Genomic DNA, 14,490 nt, shown 5'->3' with positions numbered 1-14,490 from the left:
GATTCAAATCCCTCAGTTTATTTGCTAAATTTTCTACCTATGATAAAACTGGCGTACCCGAAAAATAGAATTAACGAGTATCAAATATTTAGTCAAGAATTAGTCAATTTGCCCAGCGAAAAAAAAATGCTGATTCAAACCCTAAATCAATATTCATATTGTTTAACAAAAGAAGATCCTGAATTTAAAGCATCCTTGCTAGGGGCTGATGTTGTATTACCCGATGGCATTGCTATTGTATTGGCTAATTGGCTAATTAATGGAACTATAATTAAAAAGATTGCTGGAGCCGATTTGCACCAATATTTATTAGGTGAACTTAATTCCAAAGGAGGAAGAGTATTCTATTTGGGATCTACAGAAAACACCTTAAATATTATTAAAATTAAAAGTAATGTGGAATACCCGAATATTCAGGTGGGACTTTTCTCCCCTGCTTTTAAATCTTCTTTTGACTCGATAGAAAATCAACAAATGATTGATGCTGTTAATGATTTTAATCCGGACATTTTGTTTGTCGGAATGACAGCACCCAAACAAGAAAAGTGGGCATTTGCCAATAAAGAGTTTCTCAATGTCCCAGTCATTTGTTCTATTGGTGCTGTATTTGATTTTTATGCAGGAACAGTTAGAAGACCAAGTAAACTATGGGTAAACTGTGGGTTGGAATGGTTGGTACGTTTTGCCAAAGAGCCAAGTAGGATGTGGGTTAGGTACGGGTATTATGGGCCTATTTTTTTCAAAGACCTTTTTCTTGAATACTTTAGCAGGACTATTAGCAAAAAAGAAGAAAAAGGTCGCTTTAAAAATATGAAGGAATTCTCGGATAAAATGGAATAATAAAAGCCAAATAAAAATGGATAATTTTTCTTTTTCTAAAAAATCTCATCCGATTATATATTAGTAAAAAATGAATTGGCGTCTATTGCCAATTAAATCCTCCCTTCAGCCTTCAATTTCCAATACCTCATCAATCCACTCACTGACATCCAGCTAGGGTTTGCGTATTCATAGAGGGATTGAAGGTCTTTACTCGCACCGTGACGGTTTAATTGTTGCGATGTGTAATTCATGAAATCTGGCGTGATTTCTTCGAGATCTCTGCCTTTATCAAATTGTACCTTCATCCACATTGCCCATTCGTCAAGTACCTCAATAAGTTGTGCTAAATGTTCCTGTGGATTAGTGATTTCGCCAAAATGGGTTAGGTACAGCTTTTTTGGATGATGATCAAGGATTTTTTCAACGGATGATTTCCAGTCCTCAATGTTAATATCAGGTGGTGGGCAGGGCGGCACCACCGGCCCATTGTTTATTTTAACGCCTCCTACATCACCAGTAAAAATAACATCGTTCAACTTCCATGCAATATGATGAATCGCATGGCCTGGACTATGTATGGCAGTAAAAGTCAGATCGCCAATTGTTACCATTTCACCATCTTCCAAAGGAACCAGCAAGCGTTCATCGATTGTTTCCATTGGCCCCCATAGCTTGTCCATTTGGTCATCTCCGTAAATCTTAGCTGCAGATTTCCAAAGCCTTTCTGGATTTGCTAAATGGGGTAGCCCCATAGGGTGGAGGTAAATTTTTACGCCCTCTTTAGCTAGCTCCCATGCGGCACCCGCATGATCAAAGTGGATATGAGAAAGAAGCAATGCACCAAGATCACCTGGCTTTATGTCTAATCTATCAAGGCTACTTTTTAATTCACCCCAAGTACTGTGTGGGCCTGTTTCTACTAATACTGGTTTACCTGCTCCTCTGATAAGAAAGCTTGCAATTGTTTTTTCAGCTTGCTGAAATTTCAAGTCGATAATTTCAATAGAATTCATTAACCAAAAAGAGTATAGTTGCCAAATTGATCCATAGGTAGCGTTTTTCTGATCACAAAAGGACTGTCATTGACCACTTGATTAACCATAGGAGATACTGTGTATTTGGTCATTTGGTCGTCAGGATAAGGGTTTAGCATACTTAAAAGTTCCGCTTCACTGCTTTTTAGATTTAGCCACTTATCCTCATTTTCTTTCGTTAGTATAACTGGCATTCTATCATGAATTTCAGAAGTCAAGAGATTAGGGCGAGTCGTTAGTATCGTAAAAGTATGGGCTATTTCTCCCTTTTCGGTTTCATATTCCTCCCAAATCCCAGCAAAAGAAAACAAAGATTCATTTAGAAAGACAAACCTGTAGGGGACCTTGGTTTTTTTACCTACCTTTTTCCATTCATAGAAACCATCTGCCGGTACTAGGCACCTATTCTTTTTAAAAGCATTTTTAAAGGATATTTTTTCCGTAATACTTTCTGACCGAGCATTGATGAGCTTATTGGCGACAGGTTTATTTTTGGCGAATGCCGGAGTGATTCCCCAATAAAAATGTGAAAACCCTTTCGGGCTATCTGAAGTGATTACAGGTACTAATTGCGAAGGGGCAATGTTGTACCTAGGCTTGAAATCTTCCAGCATTTCTGCCTGAAACCTATCTTCAAGTTCTATTTTTGATTTTGCGAGCGAATATCTTCCACACATAATTATTATTTCAAAATCCTAATTTAATTTTTCACTTTGGATAAATGCCAATGCTCTGGTTTCTGACCAAAAACGCTCTTGTCCTGATCTTGGACTAAAACCTACATGTCCTCCATGTTTCGGGTATTCCGTAAATAGATTTTCAAAATTCCCATCCTTCATTGAAGGAAAACAAGATTTACTTAAAAATGGGTCATTCTGAGCGTTTAAAATCAAAGTAGGATGCTTTATTTTTGACAAAAAATGAAGAGCTGAACATCGATTGTAATAATCATCGGCGTCGATAAAACCATGAAGCGGAGCTGTGAATTCATTGTCAAAAGCCCTGATAGTTCTAATATGAGAAAGATTCTTAATTGAAAATTTATCTGGAAAGACCAATGCTTTCAGTTTTATTTTTTGTTTTAAAGATAGCAAGAAGTTAAAAGCATATAGTTTATTTGTAAAGCTATCTATCTTATCACATGATCCCCCTAAGTCCATCGGTACAGAAATCGCGACTGCTTTTTTAATATTGTGCCTACTTTTCCAATTCTCCTCCCCTAAGTATTTCAACGTAATATTCGCACCTAAGCTAAATCCCACTAGATTGATAGAAGTATACCTTTTAGCTGCATGTGACACCACCAAATCTAAATCATAGGTTGCTCCTGAATGGTAAAAAATAGGCCTGGTGTTCATTGATTCACTGCAACCCCTTAAATTCCAATTTAAGACATCATAGCCTGAGTCAAAAAAGGCCTTGGCCATACCTGCCATATAGGGTCTTTGGCTATTGCCTTCAAGCCCATGACTTAGGATGACCAACCTTTCATTGTCCTTTTTAAGCCAGTCTAGGTCTAGAAAATCACCGTCAGGAGTTTTAATTCTTTCTCTTTTAAACGGTAATACAACTTTTTTTCTAAAAATAGCTGGATAAATGGTTTGTAGATGACCATTGAAAAGGAGCTGGTTACGGTTGTAATTTGATGGTTTAACTACTGGCATTCTTTGGTTTTACTCAATCTAAAAATCTATCTTACGTGAAAATACTATTATTAAATTTGAATAAACATATTTTAAGAACTATTTTTGAATTGCTGAAAATATGAATTCGAATAATTTAACTTATGGCCGAGATAATACGAATGCCCAAAATGAGCGATACCATGGAAGAAGGGGTAATCGCACAATGGTTGAAAAAGGTAGGTGATAAAGTAAAACCCGGAGATATTCTGGCAGAAGTGGAGACTGACAAAGCGACCATGGAACTAGAATCTTACGATGAAGGTACCTTGCTCTTTATAGGGGTTAAGGAAAAAGATGCTGTGCCTGTCAACGGAGTCATTGCTATATTGGGTGAAGAAGGCGAAAATATAGATGATCTTTTAAAGGATGTAGAATCAGGAGGTAATGGTGAAACTGCGCCAAATGATAATAGTGATGATGACTCTAATGGTGATTCTAAAGATAAGGCTGAAGAAAAACCTAAAGCTGAGGCTACTGATATAGACGTTTCTGGAATTGCTGCTACAGTAATCACAATGCCGAAAATGAGTGATACCATGCAGGAAGGGACTATCTCCAGCTGGTTGAAGAAAGAAGGTGACGAGGTCAAATCTGGCGATGTTCTGGCAGAAGTGGAGACTGATAAAGCCACCATGGAATTAGAATCCTACGATGATGGTACTCTCCTTTACATAGGAGTAGCGGAGGGAGATGCTGTTGAAGTGAATGGTGTAATTGCCATAATTGGTGAGAAAGGTGCTGATTTTGAAACCTTACTTAAAGCTCACCAACAAAAATCAACTTCCAGTGGTGAGGCGGCTTCGACTGAAGCTCCAAAAGAAGAGAAAGCTACACCTAAAGTAGATGAAGGTAAAAAAGATAATGCATCGGCTAATACCAATGCAAATTCTGCTGATAATGGAAGAATCAAAGCATCCCCACTAGCTAAAAAGATGGCGAGTGAAAAGGGGATAGATATTTCACAGGTTCAAGGATCAGGTGATAGTGGTAGAATTATTAAAAAAGATATCGAGAACTTTGTTCCTTCTAAAGTTTCTACTGAATCAGCACCAAGTGGTGGGGCGGCCATTGGTCAAGAGTCTTACTCCGATGTGAAAGTCTCTCAAATGAGAAAGGTAATTGCTAAGAGACTTGCCGAAAGTAAATTTACGGCCCCTCATTTCTATCTGACCATGGAAATCAACATGGACAGCGCAATAGAGGCTAGGAAAAGTATGAACGAAGTTGCTCCGGTCAAAATTTCATTCAATGACATGGTTATTAAGGCAGCTGCAGCATCGCTTAAACAACATCCTGCAGTGAATTCGGCATGGATGGGAGACAAGATCAGGTACAATGATCATGTTCATATCGGTATGGCTGTTGCAATTGATGATGGCCTATTGGTTCCAGTTATTCGATTCACAGACAGCAAATCACTTTCTCAGATTTCTACAGAGGCAAAATCTTTGGCTGGTAAAGCCAAGAATAAAGAATTGCAACCTAAGGATTGGGAAGGAAATACCTTTACTGTTTCTAACCTTGGTATGTTTGGAATAGAAGAGTTTACGGCCATTATTAATCCACCTGATGCCTGTATTTTGGCAATTGGAGGAATAAAACAAACACCAATAGTGAAAGATGGAGAAATTAAGATAGGTAATGTGATGAAAGTTACCCTTTCTTGTGATCACAGGGTTGTAGATGGCGTTGTTGGATCTTCATTCCTTAAAACGTTAAAAAGTTTACTTGAAGAGCCTGTTAGATTGTTGATCTGACATTTCTGATTAATAAAATATGTCAAAAAGTCCTAGAAATAGGACTTTTTGTTTTTAGTACGGTTATTGAGAAATACTTTAAAAACTAAAATGGGAAAAATTAGATCGACCACAGTGGTCGCAATAAAGCACAATGGTAAAGTGGCTATAGGAGCTGACGGTCAAGCCACAATGGGAAATACTATAGCTAAGAGCAGTGTCAATAAAATAAGGAAATTACAGGGTGGAAAAATTGTTACAGGTTTCGCTGGATCTACTGCAGATGCATTTACTTTATTGGAAAAATTTGAAGAAAAATTGGGCGCCTACAGTAATAATATGAAAAGAGCTGCTGTGGAGTTGGCTAAAGAATGGCGTACCGATAGAATGCTAAGTAAATTGGAAGCCATGATGATAGTGGCGGATGCTGAGGATATCCTTATCATCTCAGGTACAGGAGATGTTTTGGAACCCGATATGGGTATAGCCACGATAGGATCTGGAAGCATGTATGCACAGTCTTCAGCGAGGGCTTTGAAGAAATTTGCGCCAAATTTAACAGCAGAGGAAATGGTTAAAGAAAGCTTAACAATTGCTGCTGATATTTGTATTTACACCAATCACAATTTGATAATTGAGAGAGTGACCAATTAAAAAGAAAAAGGGAGGACTTCTAAAATTAAGAAATCCTCCCTTTTTTTATACTTCGAAATCGTATATTTTAACAGCGGCCCATTTGTCTTTGTGGTCTTGGATAAATTGAAGATGGATAGGGTCCTCTTGATAGGCGTCATGGTCCTCAATGCTGTCAAAGTTAACCATCAAGGCGATATCGTAACTGTCATCGATCACTTCACGCTTCTCAGTAGCGGCAGGTTTGCCTATAGAGTGGCTTTTTACACTTTTGGTTAGCGCTATTTTTTTGCAGCCGTCTATTACAGCGTTCAAATCTTTTTCTGGCTGGTGTAGCCAGAAATATACTTGGTGTACAATCATAATGTTTTTTTGTTTGTATTGGGTAACATAGGAGCAAGTTGCTAAATTAACCTCATTGAATTATAAGGTTATGTCATGCAATTTGGCATATTCTCCTTAATTAAGTAATAAATATAAATAGATAAGTTTAAAAAATACTGAAACTAAGGAATAATGAAATATAGAAAACTTGGTAAGACTGAAATGAAAGTTTCTGAAGTTTCTCTTGGAACCTGGCAAGTAGGAGGCGGATGGGGTGGTCGATTTGATCATAAACAAGCTTACAAAATTCTCAATGAGGCAATTGACCAAGGAATTAATTTTATAGATACTGCGGATGTATATGATGCTGGTCTAAGTGAACAGGCAGTAGGGAAGGTGGTGAAAGAAAGGACTGAGAATGTTTATGTGGCAACAAAATGTGGACGTCAAATTCAGCCGCATAACAATGAAGGCTATACGCCAGAAGTCTTAAGAACATTTGTTGAGAAAAGTTTAAGAAATTTAGGATTAGAGGCGCTTGATCTGATCCAATTGCATTGCCCACCTACAATGGTTTTTGATAGGCCAGAAATTTTCGGCCTTTTTGAAGAATTGAAATCGGAAGGAAAAATAAAGCATTTTGGCGTAAGTGTAGAGAAGGTTACTGAAGCCATAAAGGCAATGGATTATACCAATGTGGCAACAATACAGGTAATCTTTAATATGTTTAGGTTAAAACCAACTGAAGAACTTTTTGAATTGGCTCTTCGAAAAGATTGTGGGATTATTGCAAGGGTGCCTTTGGCAAGTGGGTTATTGTCAGGTAAAATTACATCTGAAACGGTGTTTCATCCAGAAGACCACAGGACTTTTAATAGAAAAGGGGAGTCATTTGACAAAGGGGAGACTTTTTCAGGTGTGGAACTCCGTAAAGGACTTGAAGCTGTCAAAGAGTTAAAGGGGCTTTTAGGAGCCGATAAGAATTTATCCTCATTGGCTATAAGGTGGATTTTGATGTTTGATGCCATTTCAACGGTTATTCCAGGCGCCTCAAGGGTTGATCAGGTTAAGTCAAATGTTCTAGCCCAAGCTCTACCAGAATTAACGCCAGAGGAAATGGATGGCGTAAAAGCTATTTATGACAAGTACTTCAGGTCTGAAGTTCATGGTCAATGGTAAAGTTTAAGTAACAATAAGGAATCTGGTTTGATTTATATCATCCGTTAAAATGGTTTAACCCAAAATATACAATAGTTTACCTATTGCATATTTTGGGTTTTTAAAATTATTCAGGTATGGGGTTTGTCGCCCATAAGCAAAATATCATTTACCTGGACTTCTGTGATGTATTTCTTCTGTCCTTCTTTGTCCTCATAGGAGCGATTGACTAATTTTCCCTGGATGCATATTTCAGATCCTTTGTCGGTATACTTATGGATGATTTCAGCAGGTTTTCCAAAAGCCACCAAATTGTGCCAGTAAGTGTCTTCAATTTTTTCACCTTTACTGTTTTTATACACCTCATTTGTAGCAAGGTTTAATTTCACCATTGGCGTGTCACCTTTTACTGTTTTGTAATCTGCTTTTGCACCGAGTCTACCGATCAATTGTACATTGTTTCTGATACTGTTCATGATTTTATTGTTTAGCGTTATTGATAAAACATATCCCGATTTGGAACAGTACAAAGTTGGCCAGCAGGCTTAAATTTAATCCGATAGTATTCGTTTATTTCCGTTTGTAAACGTTTGTAAACATTTACAAACGTTTTTTTAATCCTTTTTATGCTTATATTAAGTTTGTTTAAGCATATTTAAAAAGGATGTCGAATCAAAATCAGAATTGTGTTGACTGTGGCGCCCCATTGAGTGGGAGGTCAGACAAACGCTTTTGCGATGATTATTGCCGGAATCACTACAATAATAAAATGAAGTCGGGAAGTAATAACCTGATTCGAAACATTAACAATGCCTTAAAAAAGAACAGAAATATTCTTGCCGGAATTCTCAATGAGGAGGACGATACCGCTAAAATTTCACGAGAAAAGCTTTTGGAAAGCGGGTTTTTATTTAAATATGGAACGCATTCCTATACCAATAAAAAGGGCAACATTTATATTTATTGTTATGATTATGGGTATTTAAAACTAGATCAGGATATAATTTTGGTTGTTAGACTGAAAAGTGAGCCATTGGACAAGCCTAATTTTATCAAAGGATAAAATTAGGCTTGTCCAGTTTTTTGTCTATTCTATAAGCTGCATTAAGTAAGCCTACATGGCTATATGTTTGCGGGAAATTGCCCCATTGGCTACCAGTGTGCTGGTCTACATCTTCTGAAAAGAGTTGCAAATGATTACAATATTTGCTGAGTGTTTCAAAGCCTTCCATTGCTTCATCAAGACGATTGACACAAGCCAAAGCTTCAATATACCAGAATGCACAAATCAAGAAAGTTGTTTCAGGCTCGCCAAAGTCATCTTGATGTTTATACCTGTAAAACAAAAAGTTTTTGGCTAGTAAGTCCTCTTCCAGAGCTTTGAGGTGATTGTTTGCCTTTTCAATATCATCTCCAAAATACCCCATAGTGATCAGCTGTAAAGTACTTGCATCCATGTGTTTGGTGCCAATGGCTTGCGCGTAGGCTTTTCTTTCAGGAATATAACAGGCTTCTATCTTTTGAATGGCTTTGTTTTTAAGTTCTAGGGCTTTGTCTCTCATTTCCGTATCTCCCATTCTTTCTGCAATTTTAATGGCAGCACATGAGCCAGCCCAGTGGAAAAGAAAAGTGTAACAATGCTCTTGTTTTAAATTTCTAAATTCCCATAGTCCAGCGTCCTTTTCATCCATGGTTTCTTCTATCTTGCTAAGAAGGTTATGTATAAAAGGTTTAGAATGGCTTTTTTCAGACTCAACAAATCTTTTATCAGCGTAAAGTGGAAGAAGACTTACTAGTACTTGTCCGTATAAATCATTTTGGATATGTGTGTAAGCATCGTTGCCAAACCGAACAGGTTTCTCTCCTCTATAACCGTCCAGATCAGAAATGACCTCGATAAGTTTGGATGATCCCGAAATGGCATACAATGGCTGATACCTACCCCTTTTGTCTGTTGGTAGATTTTGCAAATATTCAAAATACCTTTCCAATTCCTCAAAGTGACCAAGATGGTTAAACACGTTCAGGGTGTAATAGGCGTCCCTCATCCAACAATACCTGTAATCCCAATTCCTTGTTGAACCTGGAGATTCTGGTAAACTAGAGGTGGAGGAGGCTATGATTCCTCCTGTATCTTCATATTGATGAATTTTTAAAACTAAAGATGAACGGACGACCAATCGCTGATGGAAATTGGGTATACTAGTAGATTTAACCCAGTTTCTCCAGTATTTTAGGGTGGCGATTAAAAAGTTTTCGACAGTGCTTTCTATTGGTGCTTCCAATGGACTACCATAGGTAAGTACCAGGTAAATTGTTTTTTGAAGATGAAAAGCCTGCTCCTCCATAATATAAGTTATGGAGCAATTTGACGTAAGTCTTATTTCTTGGTCCCTTCCTGAAAATTGTATGTGATTGCTCTCTGGAATTGCTTTTAAAGTGTTCTTACCATAATCGGATACTGGTTTGCAATTGATTTTTATTTTGGGTTCTCCCTTTAGCGGTTGAATTTTTCTAATTAACATTGAAGGTTTGAAATACCTATCATAATTAAAAAACCTGGGAGCAAAATCCGTGACTTTGTAAGCCTCGCCTTCAGCAGTCTCTATGTAAGTGTCCAGAACATTTGAATTCTCTTGGTATTCCTGTCGTGAAGTATAATTATCGTGAGGAGGCAATACCGTAAATTCACCTCCCCGATTTTTATCGAGCATACTACCAAATAAAAAATCACTATCAAACCTAGGCATACATAGCCAGCTTATGTTCGTATTTTTTTCAATATGAGCGATGTAGCTGCAATTGCCAATAAGTCCGGTGCCATAGGTATGCTTTTCCATATAATTGCGGTATGTTTTAAAATGATCGGATTAATGTGTTTTTTAACAAAATGAAATTAAAAACCCCATTAGAAGAGACAAGTTATTAAAAATATTGTGTTTTTTTTAGTGATGTGGTAATATATTGTCAGATGATTTCTAAATATTTCCTTGGGACGTTCACGAGTACACTTTGATTAATACTTGGAATTCTGATGATAAAATAATCCTGATTTGATTTTTTTATACATTCTCCTTGGAAACCCTGCAATGGGCCCCCTAGTATTTTCACCATCTCGCCTTTCTCAATAGTATCAGTCTCCACTTCCACAGAAACGCCAGTTTCAATAATTCGGCGGATGGTTTCAATTTCCTCTTGATGAATATAAGAATGCTCTCCGGAAAAGTTGATAAACTTTACAGCACCCGTTACCTGTAGGGATTCCCACAATCTTTCTTTGCTAGTGTGTACAAAAATATAGCCATTAAAGAGCGGTCTTTGAACTTTTTTCTTTCTGTCACTCCATTGCCTTATCTCTTCGATCAGCGGCAGGTATACTTCGGTACCCTTTTCTTGGAGCCTAAGCGCAACTTTTTTTTCTGCTCTTGGGGCGGTATACATAACATACCAATTAAGCTTTTCGGTCATACTTTGAGGGTTAAAATCCGAAAGTACCGAAAATATCGGGCATAGTTCAAATATACATTTATAAAATTATTGATTTTTTAAAACCAACACCAGTTAAGTAAGGTTTGAACCACTATTAATGTTTTTTGATTGATAAAAAATGTGATTTATATTATATTTTACACTGTTGATTTTTTTATTTACTTTTGTGAGATTATTTAAAAGAACCTAGTTTTATTTGGTATTTTTATTGCTAACACCTATTTTTGAAAAAGATTAAAGAACCAATATTAAGTTTTAATAGATTATATTTTGTGGTCAGACAGGTGAAGAGGTCATGTTCTGCCAATAACAGTCAAAATGCAAATAAATGAAAGTCGTCAATGTGGTATTATCGGGAGGCGTAGGCAGTCGATTGTGGCCCCTATCCCGAAAGAGTAGACCAAAACAATATTTACCAATTTTCGAAGGAAAGTCACTTTTTGAGAAAACTGTTGTTAGAAATTCAGAAGTCTGTAATCAGGTTATGGTGGTAGGGGGAGTAGATAATTATAAGCTTTCTCGAGAAATTTTAAATAATATAGGCACTTCTGGTTATATTGAGCTTATAGAGGCTGCACCAAGAAACACAGCTGCAGCTATTGCATTTGCAGCCTTGTCTCTTCCGGAAGATGCGATAATGTTGGTAACACCTTCCGATCATTTGATTGGAGATCAGGAAGTTTACAATGATTCGCTCAACCAAGCGGTAAATATGGCAAAAAATGGATTTTTGGTTACTTTTGGGTTAATCCCTAATAAGCCCGAAACAGGTTTTGGTTATATCGAGCATGAAGGGAATAATGTGCTTGGCTTCAGAGAAAAACCTGAATTAGAGCAAGCTCAAGCCTATTTGAAAAAAGGTAACTTTTTATGGAACAGTGGGATGTTTTGTTTTTCAGCAGGTACTTACTTAATTGAGTTGGGGAAATATGAGCCAGAGGTGTTAAAGGCTTCAAAGTTAGCCGTGGAAAATTCAACTAATGGGTTTTTACCTCTAGATTTAAGTATGGAAATACCTTCAATAAGTGTAGATTATGCTGTAATGGAGCGTTCTGAAAAGATTAAAGTTGTACCTTCAAGTTTTTCATGGTCAGATATGGGTTCATTCGAAGCACTATTTGATTATTATCCTGTCGGAAGCAAAGAAAGAATAGGTGAAAATCTTGTAGTGGGTTCTAATAAGCACGTTGAATTCGTAGGTTTGGAAGATGTTGTCTTGGTAGAAACTAAGGATGCTATCCTTGTGCTGAACCGAAGTAATGCTCAGGATGTTAAAAAAGTTTATGAACGATTAGAAAAGGAAAACCCTGGATTACTAAATTAAAGACATGGTAGATAAAAATGCTAAAATTTATATAGCGGGGCACCGAGGTATGGTAGGTTCTGCAATTCAAAGATCTCTTGAAAGTGAAGGCTATAAAAATTTAATCGGCTACAGTAGTAAGGATTTGGATTTAACTAACCAATTGTCTGTAAAGGCCTTTTTTGAAAAAGAGAAACCACAAATAGTTATTGATGCAGCAGCCAGGGTGGGAGGTATTTTGGCCAATAATGATTATCCCTATACCTTTCTTATGGATAATATGTTGATCCAAAACAACCTGATTAATTATTCACATCAATTTGGTGTCGAGAAATTCATTTTTCTTGGAAGCTCTTGTATCTATCCAAAACTTGCTCCTCAGCCACTAAAAGAGGAAAGTTTACTTACTTCTTCCCTTGAGCCCACGAACGAATGGTATGCCTTGGCTAAAATTACTGGTGTTAAAGCTTGTGATGCTATTAGAAAGCAATTTGGTAAGGATTTTATTAGTCTTATGCCTACCAATCTTTACGGGCCTTCTGATAACTTTGATTTAGAAACTTCTCACGTGATGCCTGCTATGATTAGAAAATTTCATGAAGCCAAAGAAAATGGGAATTCGCCAGTTACCCTTTGGGGTTCTGGATCTCCTATGCGAGAGTTTTTGCATGTAAATGATATGGCAGAAGCTGTTGTTTTTGCAGTTGAGAATAGCTTTAAGGATAACCTGTACAATGTTGGAACGGGAAAAGATATGACAATCAAATCCCTTGCAGAATTAATTCAGAAAATCACTGGCCATAAAGGAGAGATAAATTGGGACAGTGAAAAGCCTGATGGAACGCCACGCAAGCTTATGGATGTAAGTAAAATGGCTAATGCGGGCTGGAAAGCTAAGATTGGACTTGAAGAAGGTATCACGGAAACCTACGACTGGTTCTTAAAGAATATTGGCCAGTATAAACAGGTCAAACTATAACTACAAAATATATTTTTAACATGTCATTAATTTAGATGTCTATGAAAACGGCGTTAATCACAGGTATTACAGGGCAAGATGGGGCTTATCTTGCGGAACTATTATTGTCTAAAGGGTATATTGTTCATGGAATAAAAAGGAGAGCCTCTTTATTCAATACGGCACGGATTGATCACTTGTATCAAGATCCGCATGAAGAAAACAAACGTCTATTTCTTCATTATGGTGACCTTACAGATTCAATGAATTTGACAAGGATTATACAGGAAACCAAACCTGATGAAATATATAATTTGGCGGCAATGAGTCACGTAAAAGTAAGCTTTGACACCCCTGAATATACTGCAAATGCTGATGGTATTGGGACTTTGAGAATTTTGGAAGCAGTAAGACTGTTGGGGATGGAAAAAACCACCAAAATCTACCAAGCTTCTACTTCTGAATTGTATGGTTTGGTGCAGGCGGTTCCACAATCTGAGACTACACCATTTTATCCAAGATCTCCATATGCTGTAGCGAAAATTTATGGCTATTGGATTACTGTAAACTATAGAGAGGCTTACGGAATGTATGCTTGTAACGGTATTTTGTTTAACCATGAGTCCCCTCTAAGGGGTGAAACTTTCGTTACTAGAAAAATTACAAGAGCAGTAGCCAAAATAGCACTAGGTTTTCAGAAAGACCTATTTATGGGTAATTTGGACGCTAAAAGAGATTGGGGACATGCCAAAGATTATGTTGATGCCATGTGGAGAATTCTCCAACAAGAGGAGCCGGAAGATTATGTGATTGCTACTGGTGTAACTACCAAAGTGAGGGATTTTATAAAAATGGCTTTTGAGCTAGTAGGATTTACCTTGAAGTTTCAGGGAGAAGGTTTAGAAGAAAAAGGTATTTTGGAGTCGATTGACAAAGATAAAGCTTTTGAAGTTCTAGGAACTACAGACTTTAAAGTGAAAGTAGGTGATGTTATAGTCAATGTCGATCCTGCTTATTTTAGACCAACAGAAGTAGATTTGCTAATTGGCGACCCAAACAAAGCAATGACAAAATTAAATTGGAAACCAAAGTATGACCTTAAGATGTTGGTAGAAGACATGGTGCTTTCAGATGTAGGTTTGTTCAAGCGAGACGTTCACCTTATGAAAGGCGGTCATAAAATATTAAATCAGGCTGAATAATAATTTATAATAAAAAGTAATTTGTGAACTTAATGGGCAAAGCATTTATTGTTTTGCTCATTTTTTTTGAAATTTCAGCTTTATTTTTTTGCTTAATTACATTTACAATAATTAGTAACAAGCATTTTTTTTCCATGAAATAAAAT

The 14,490-nt window shown here is 37.0% G+C and carries 15 protein-coding genes; 8 read left to right on the top strand and 7 right to left on the bottom strand.

Going from position 1 to position 14,490, the window contains the following annotated elements; all coding sequences use genetic code 11:
* Nucleotides 1-39 precede the first annotated feature (39 nt).
* Nucleotides 40-840 (top strand): WecB/TagA/CpsF family glycosyltransferase, encoded by an 801-nt coding sequence (locus AAC073_RS07780; protein WP_339923287.1) that lies wholly within the window; start codon nucleotides 40-42, stop codon nucleotides 838-840.
* A 92-nt stretch (nucleotides 841-932) separates the two neighbouring features.
* Here the strand turns inward: AAC073_RS07780 and AAC073_RS07775 are convergent, their stop codons facing one another.
* The 3 genes from AAC073_RS07775 to AAC073_RS07765 are packed head-to-tail and all read right to left on the bottom strand — an operon-like array spanning nucleotide 933 to nucleotide 3,520.
* The gene (locus AAC073_RS07775; protein ID WP_339923286.1) at nucleotides 933-1,835 is read right to left on the bottom strand and encodes an MBL fold metallo-hydrolase; all 903 of its coding nucleotides are present in this window, start codon (nucleotides 1,833-1,835) and stop codon (nucleotides 933-935) included.
* The gene (locus AAC073_RS07770) at nucleotides 1,835-2,533 is read right to left on the bottom strand and encodes an SOS response-associated peptidase (protein WP_339923285.1); all 699 of its coding nucleotides are present in this window, start codon (nucleotides 2,531-2,533) and stop codon (nucleotides 1,835-1,837) included. Before AAC073_RS07770 ends, AAC073_RS07775 begins: the two co-directional genes overlap by 1 nt.
* An 18-nt stretch (nucleotides 2,534-2,551) precedes the next feature.
* Nucleotides 2,552-3,520: an alpha/beta fold hydrolase gene (locus AAC073_RS07765; protein ID WP_339923284.1), complete on the bottom strand. Its 969-nt coding sequence runs from the start codon at nucleotides 3,518-3,520 to the stop codon at nucleotides 2,552-2,554.
* 122 nt (nucleotides 3,521-3,642) lie between these two features.
* Here AAC073_RS07765 and AAC073_RS07760 point away from each other — a divergent pair, with 122 nt between their 5' ends.
* Together AAC073_RS07760 and hslV are read left to right on the top strand one after the other, a co-directional pair.
* Entirely contained in the window at nucleotides 3,643-5,298 is a 1,656-nt protein-coding gene (locus tag AAC073_RS07760) for a pyruvate dehydrogenase complex dihydrolipoamide acetyltransferase (RefSeq protein WP_339923283.1), read from the top strand.
* 90 nt (nucleotides 5,299-5,388) lie between these two features.
* Nucleotides 5,389-5,931: an ATP-dependent protease subunit HslV gene (hslV, locus tag AAC073_RS07755; protein WP_339923282.1), complete on the top strand. Its 543-nt coding sequence runs from the start codon at nucleotides 5,389-5,391 to the stop codon at nucleotides 5,929-5,931.
* A gap of 45 nt (nucleotides 5,932-5,976) precedes the next feature.
* Here hslV and AAC073_RS07750 read toward each other — a convergent pair whose 3' ends face one another.
* Nucleotides 5,977-6,273: a Dabb family protein gene (locus AAC073_RS07750; RefSeq protein ID WP_339923281.1), complete on the bottom strand. Its 297-nt coding sequence runs from the start codon at nucleotides 6,271-6,273 to the stop codon at nucleotides 5,977-5,979.
* Between the two features lie 153 nt (nucleotides 6,274-6,426).
* Here AAC073_RS07750 and AAC073_RS07745 point away from each other — a divergent pair, with 153 nt between their 5' ends.
* Nucleotides 6,427-7,413: an aldo/keto reductase gene (locus AAC073_RS07745; protein WP_339923280.1), complete on the top strand. Its 987-nt coding sequence runs from the start codon at nucleotides 6,427-6,429 to the stop codon at nucleotides 7,411-7,413.
* Nucleotides 7,414-7,523: 110 nt separating this feature from the next.
* On the opposite strand, the gene AAC073_RS07740 is transcribed toward AAC073_RS07745, so the two are convergent.
* Nucleotides 7,524-7,868, bottom strand: a complete 345-nt coding sequence (locus AAC073_RS07740; protein WP_339923279.1) for a single-stranded DNA-binding protein — start codon at nucleotides 7,866-7,868, stop codon at nucleotides 7,524-7,526.
* A gap of 188 nt (nucleotides 7,869-8,056) precedes the next feature.
* Between AAC073_RS07740 and AAC073_RS07735 the strand changes: the two genes are divergently transcribed.
* On the top strand, nucleotides 8,057-8,455 hold the full coding sequence (locus AAC073_RS07735; RefSeq protein ID WP_339923278.1) for a hypothetical protein: 399 nt from the start codon (nucleotides 8,057-8,059) through the stop codon (nucleotides 8,453-8,455).
* On the opposite strand, the gene AAC073_RS07730 is transcribed toward AAC073_RS07735, so the two are convergent.
* Both AAC073_RS07730 and AAC073_RS07725 read right to left on the bottom strand, forming a co-directional pair.
* Entirely contained in the window at nucleotides 8,445-10,232 is a 1,788-nt protein-coding gene (locus AAC073_RS07730; RefSeq protein ID WP_339923277.1) for a glycoside hydrolase family 15 protein, read from the bottom strand. The two genes, AAC073_RS07735 and AAC073_RS07730, sit on opposite strands and share 11 nt — an antisense overlap.
* A gap of 127 nt (nucleotides 10,233-10,359) precedes the next feature.
* Complete coding sequence (locus tag AAC073_RS07725; RefSeq protein ID WP_339923276.1) at nucleotides 10,360-10,860, bottom strand: UpxY family transcription antiterminator; 501 nt, start codon at nucleotides 10,858-10,860, stop codon at nucleotides 10,360-10,362.
* A 349-nt stretch (nucleotides 10,861-11,209) separates the two neighbouring features.
* Here AAC073_RS07725 and AAC073_RS07720 point away from each other — a divergent pair, with 349 nt between their 5' ends.
* Genes AAC073_RS07720 through gmd form a run of 3 tightly spaced genes read left to right on the top strand, consistent with a single transcriptional unit; the run spans nucleotide 11,210 to nucleotide 14,344 of the window.
* On the top strand, nucleotides 11,210-12,205 hold the full coding sequence (locus AAC073_RS07720; protein WP_339923275.1) for a sugar phosphate nucleotidyltransferase: 996 nt from the start codon (nucleotides 11,210-11,212) through the stop codon (nucleotides 12,203-12,205).
* A 4-nt stretch (nucleotides 12,206-12,209) separates the two neighbouring features.
* On the top strand, nucleotides 12,210-13,163 hold the full coding sequence (locus AAC073_RS07715) for a GDP-L-fucose synthase (RefSeq protein ID WP_339923274.1): 954 nt from the start codon (nucleotides 12,210-12,212) through the stop codon (nucleotides 13,161-13,163).
* A 41-nt stretch (nucleotides 13,164-13,204) separates the two neighbouring features.
* Nucleotides 13,205-14,344: a GDP-mannose 4,6-dehydratase gene (gene gmd / locus AAC073_RS07710; protein ID WP_339923273.1), complete on the top strand. Its 1,140-nt coding sequence runs from the start codon at nucleotides 13,205-13,207 to the stop codon at nucleotides 14,342-14,344.
* Nucleotides 14,345-14,490 lie beyond the last annotated feature (146 nt).

The organism is uncultured Cyclobacterium sp., assembly GCF_963977555.1.
GTDB lineage: Bacteria > Bacteroidota > Bacteroidia > Cytophagales > Cyclobacteriaceae > Cyclobacterium.
This window is presented reverse-complemented; position numbering and strand designations above follow the sequence as displayed.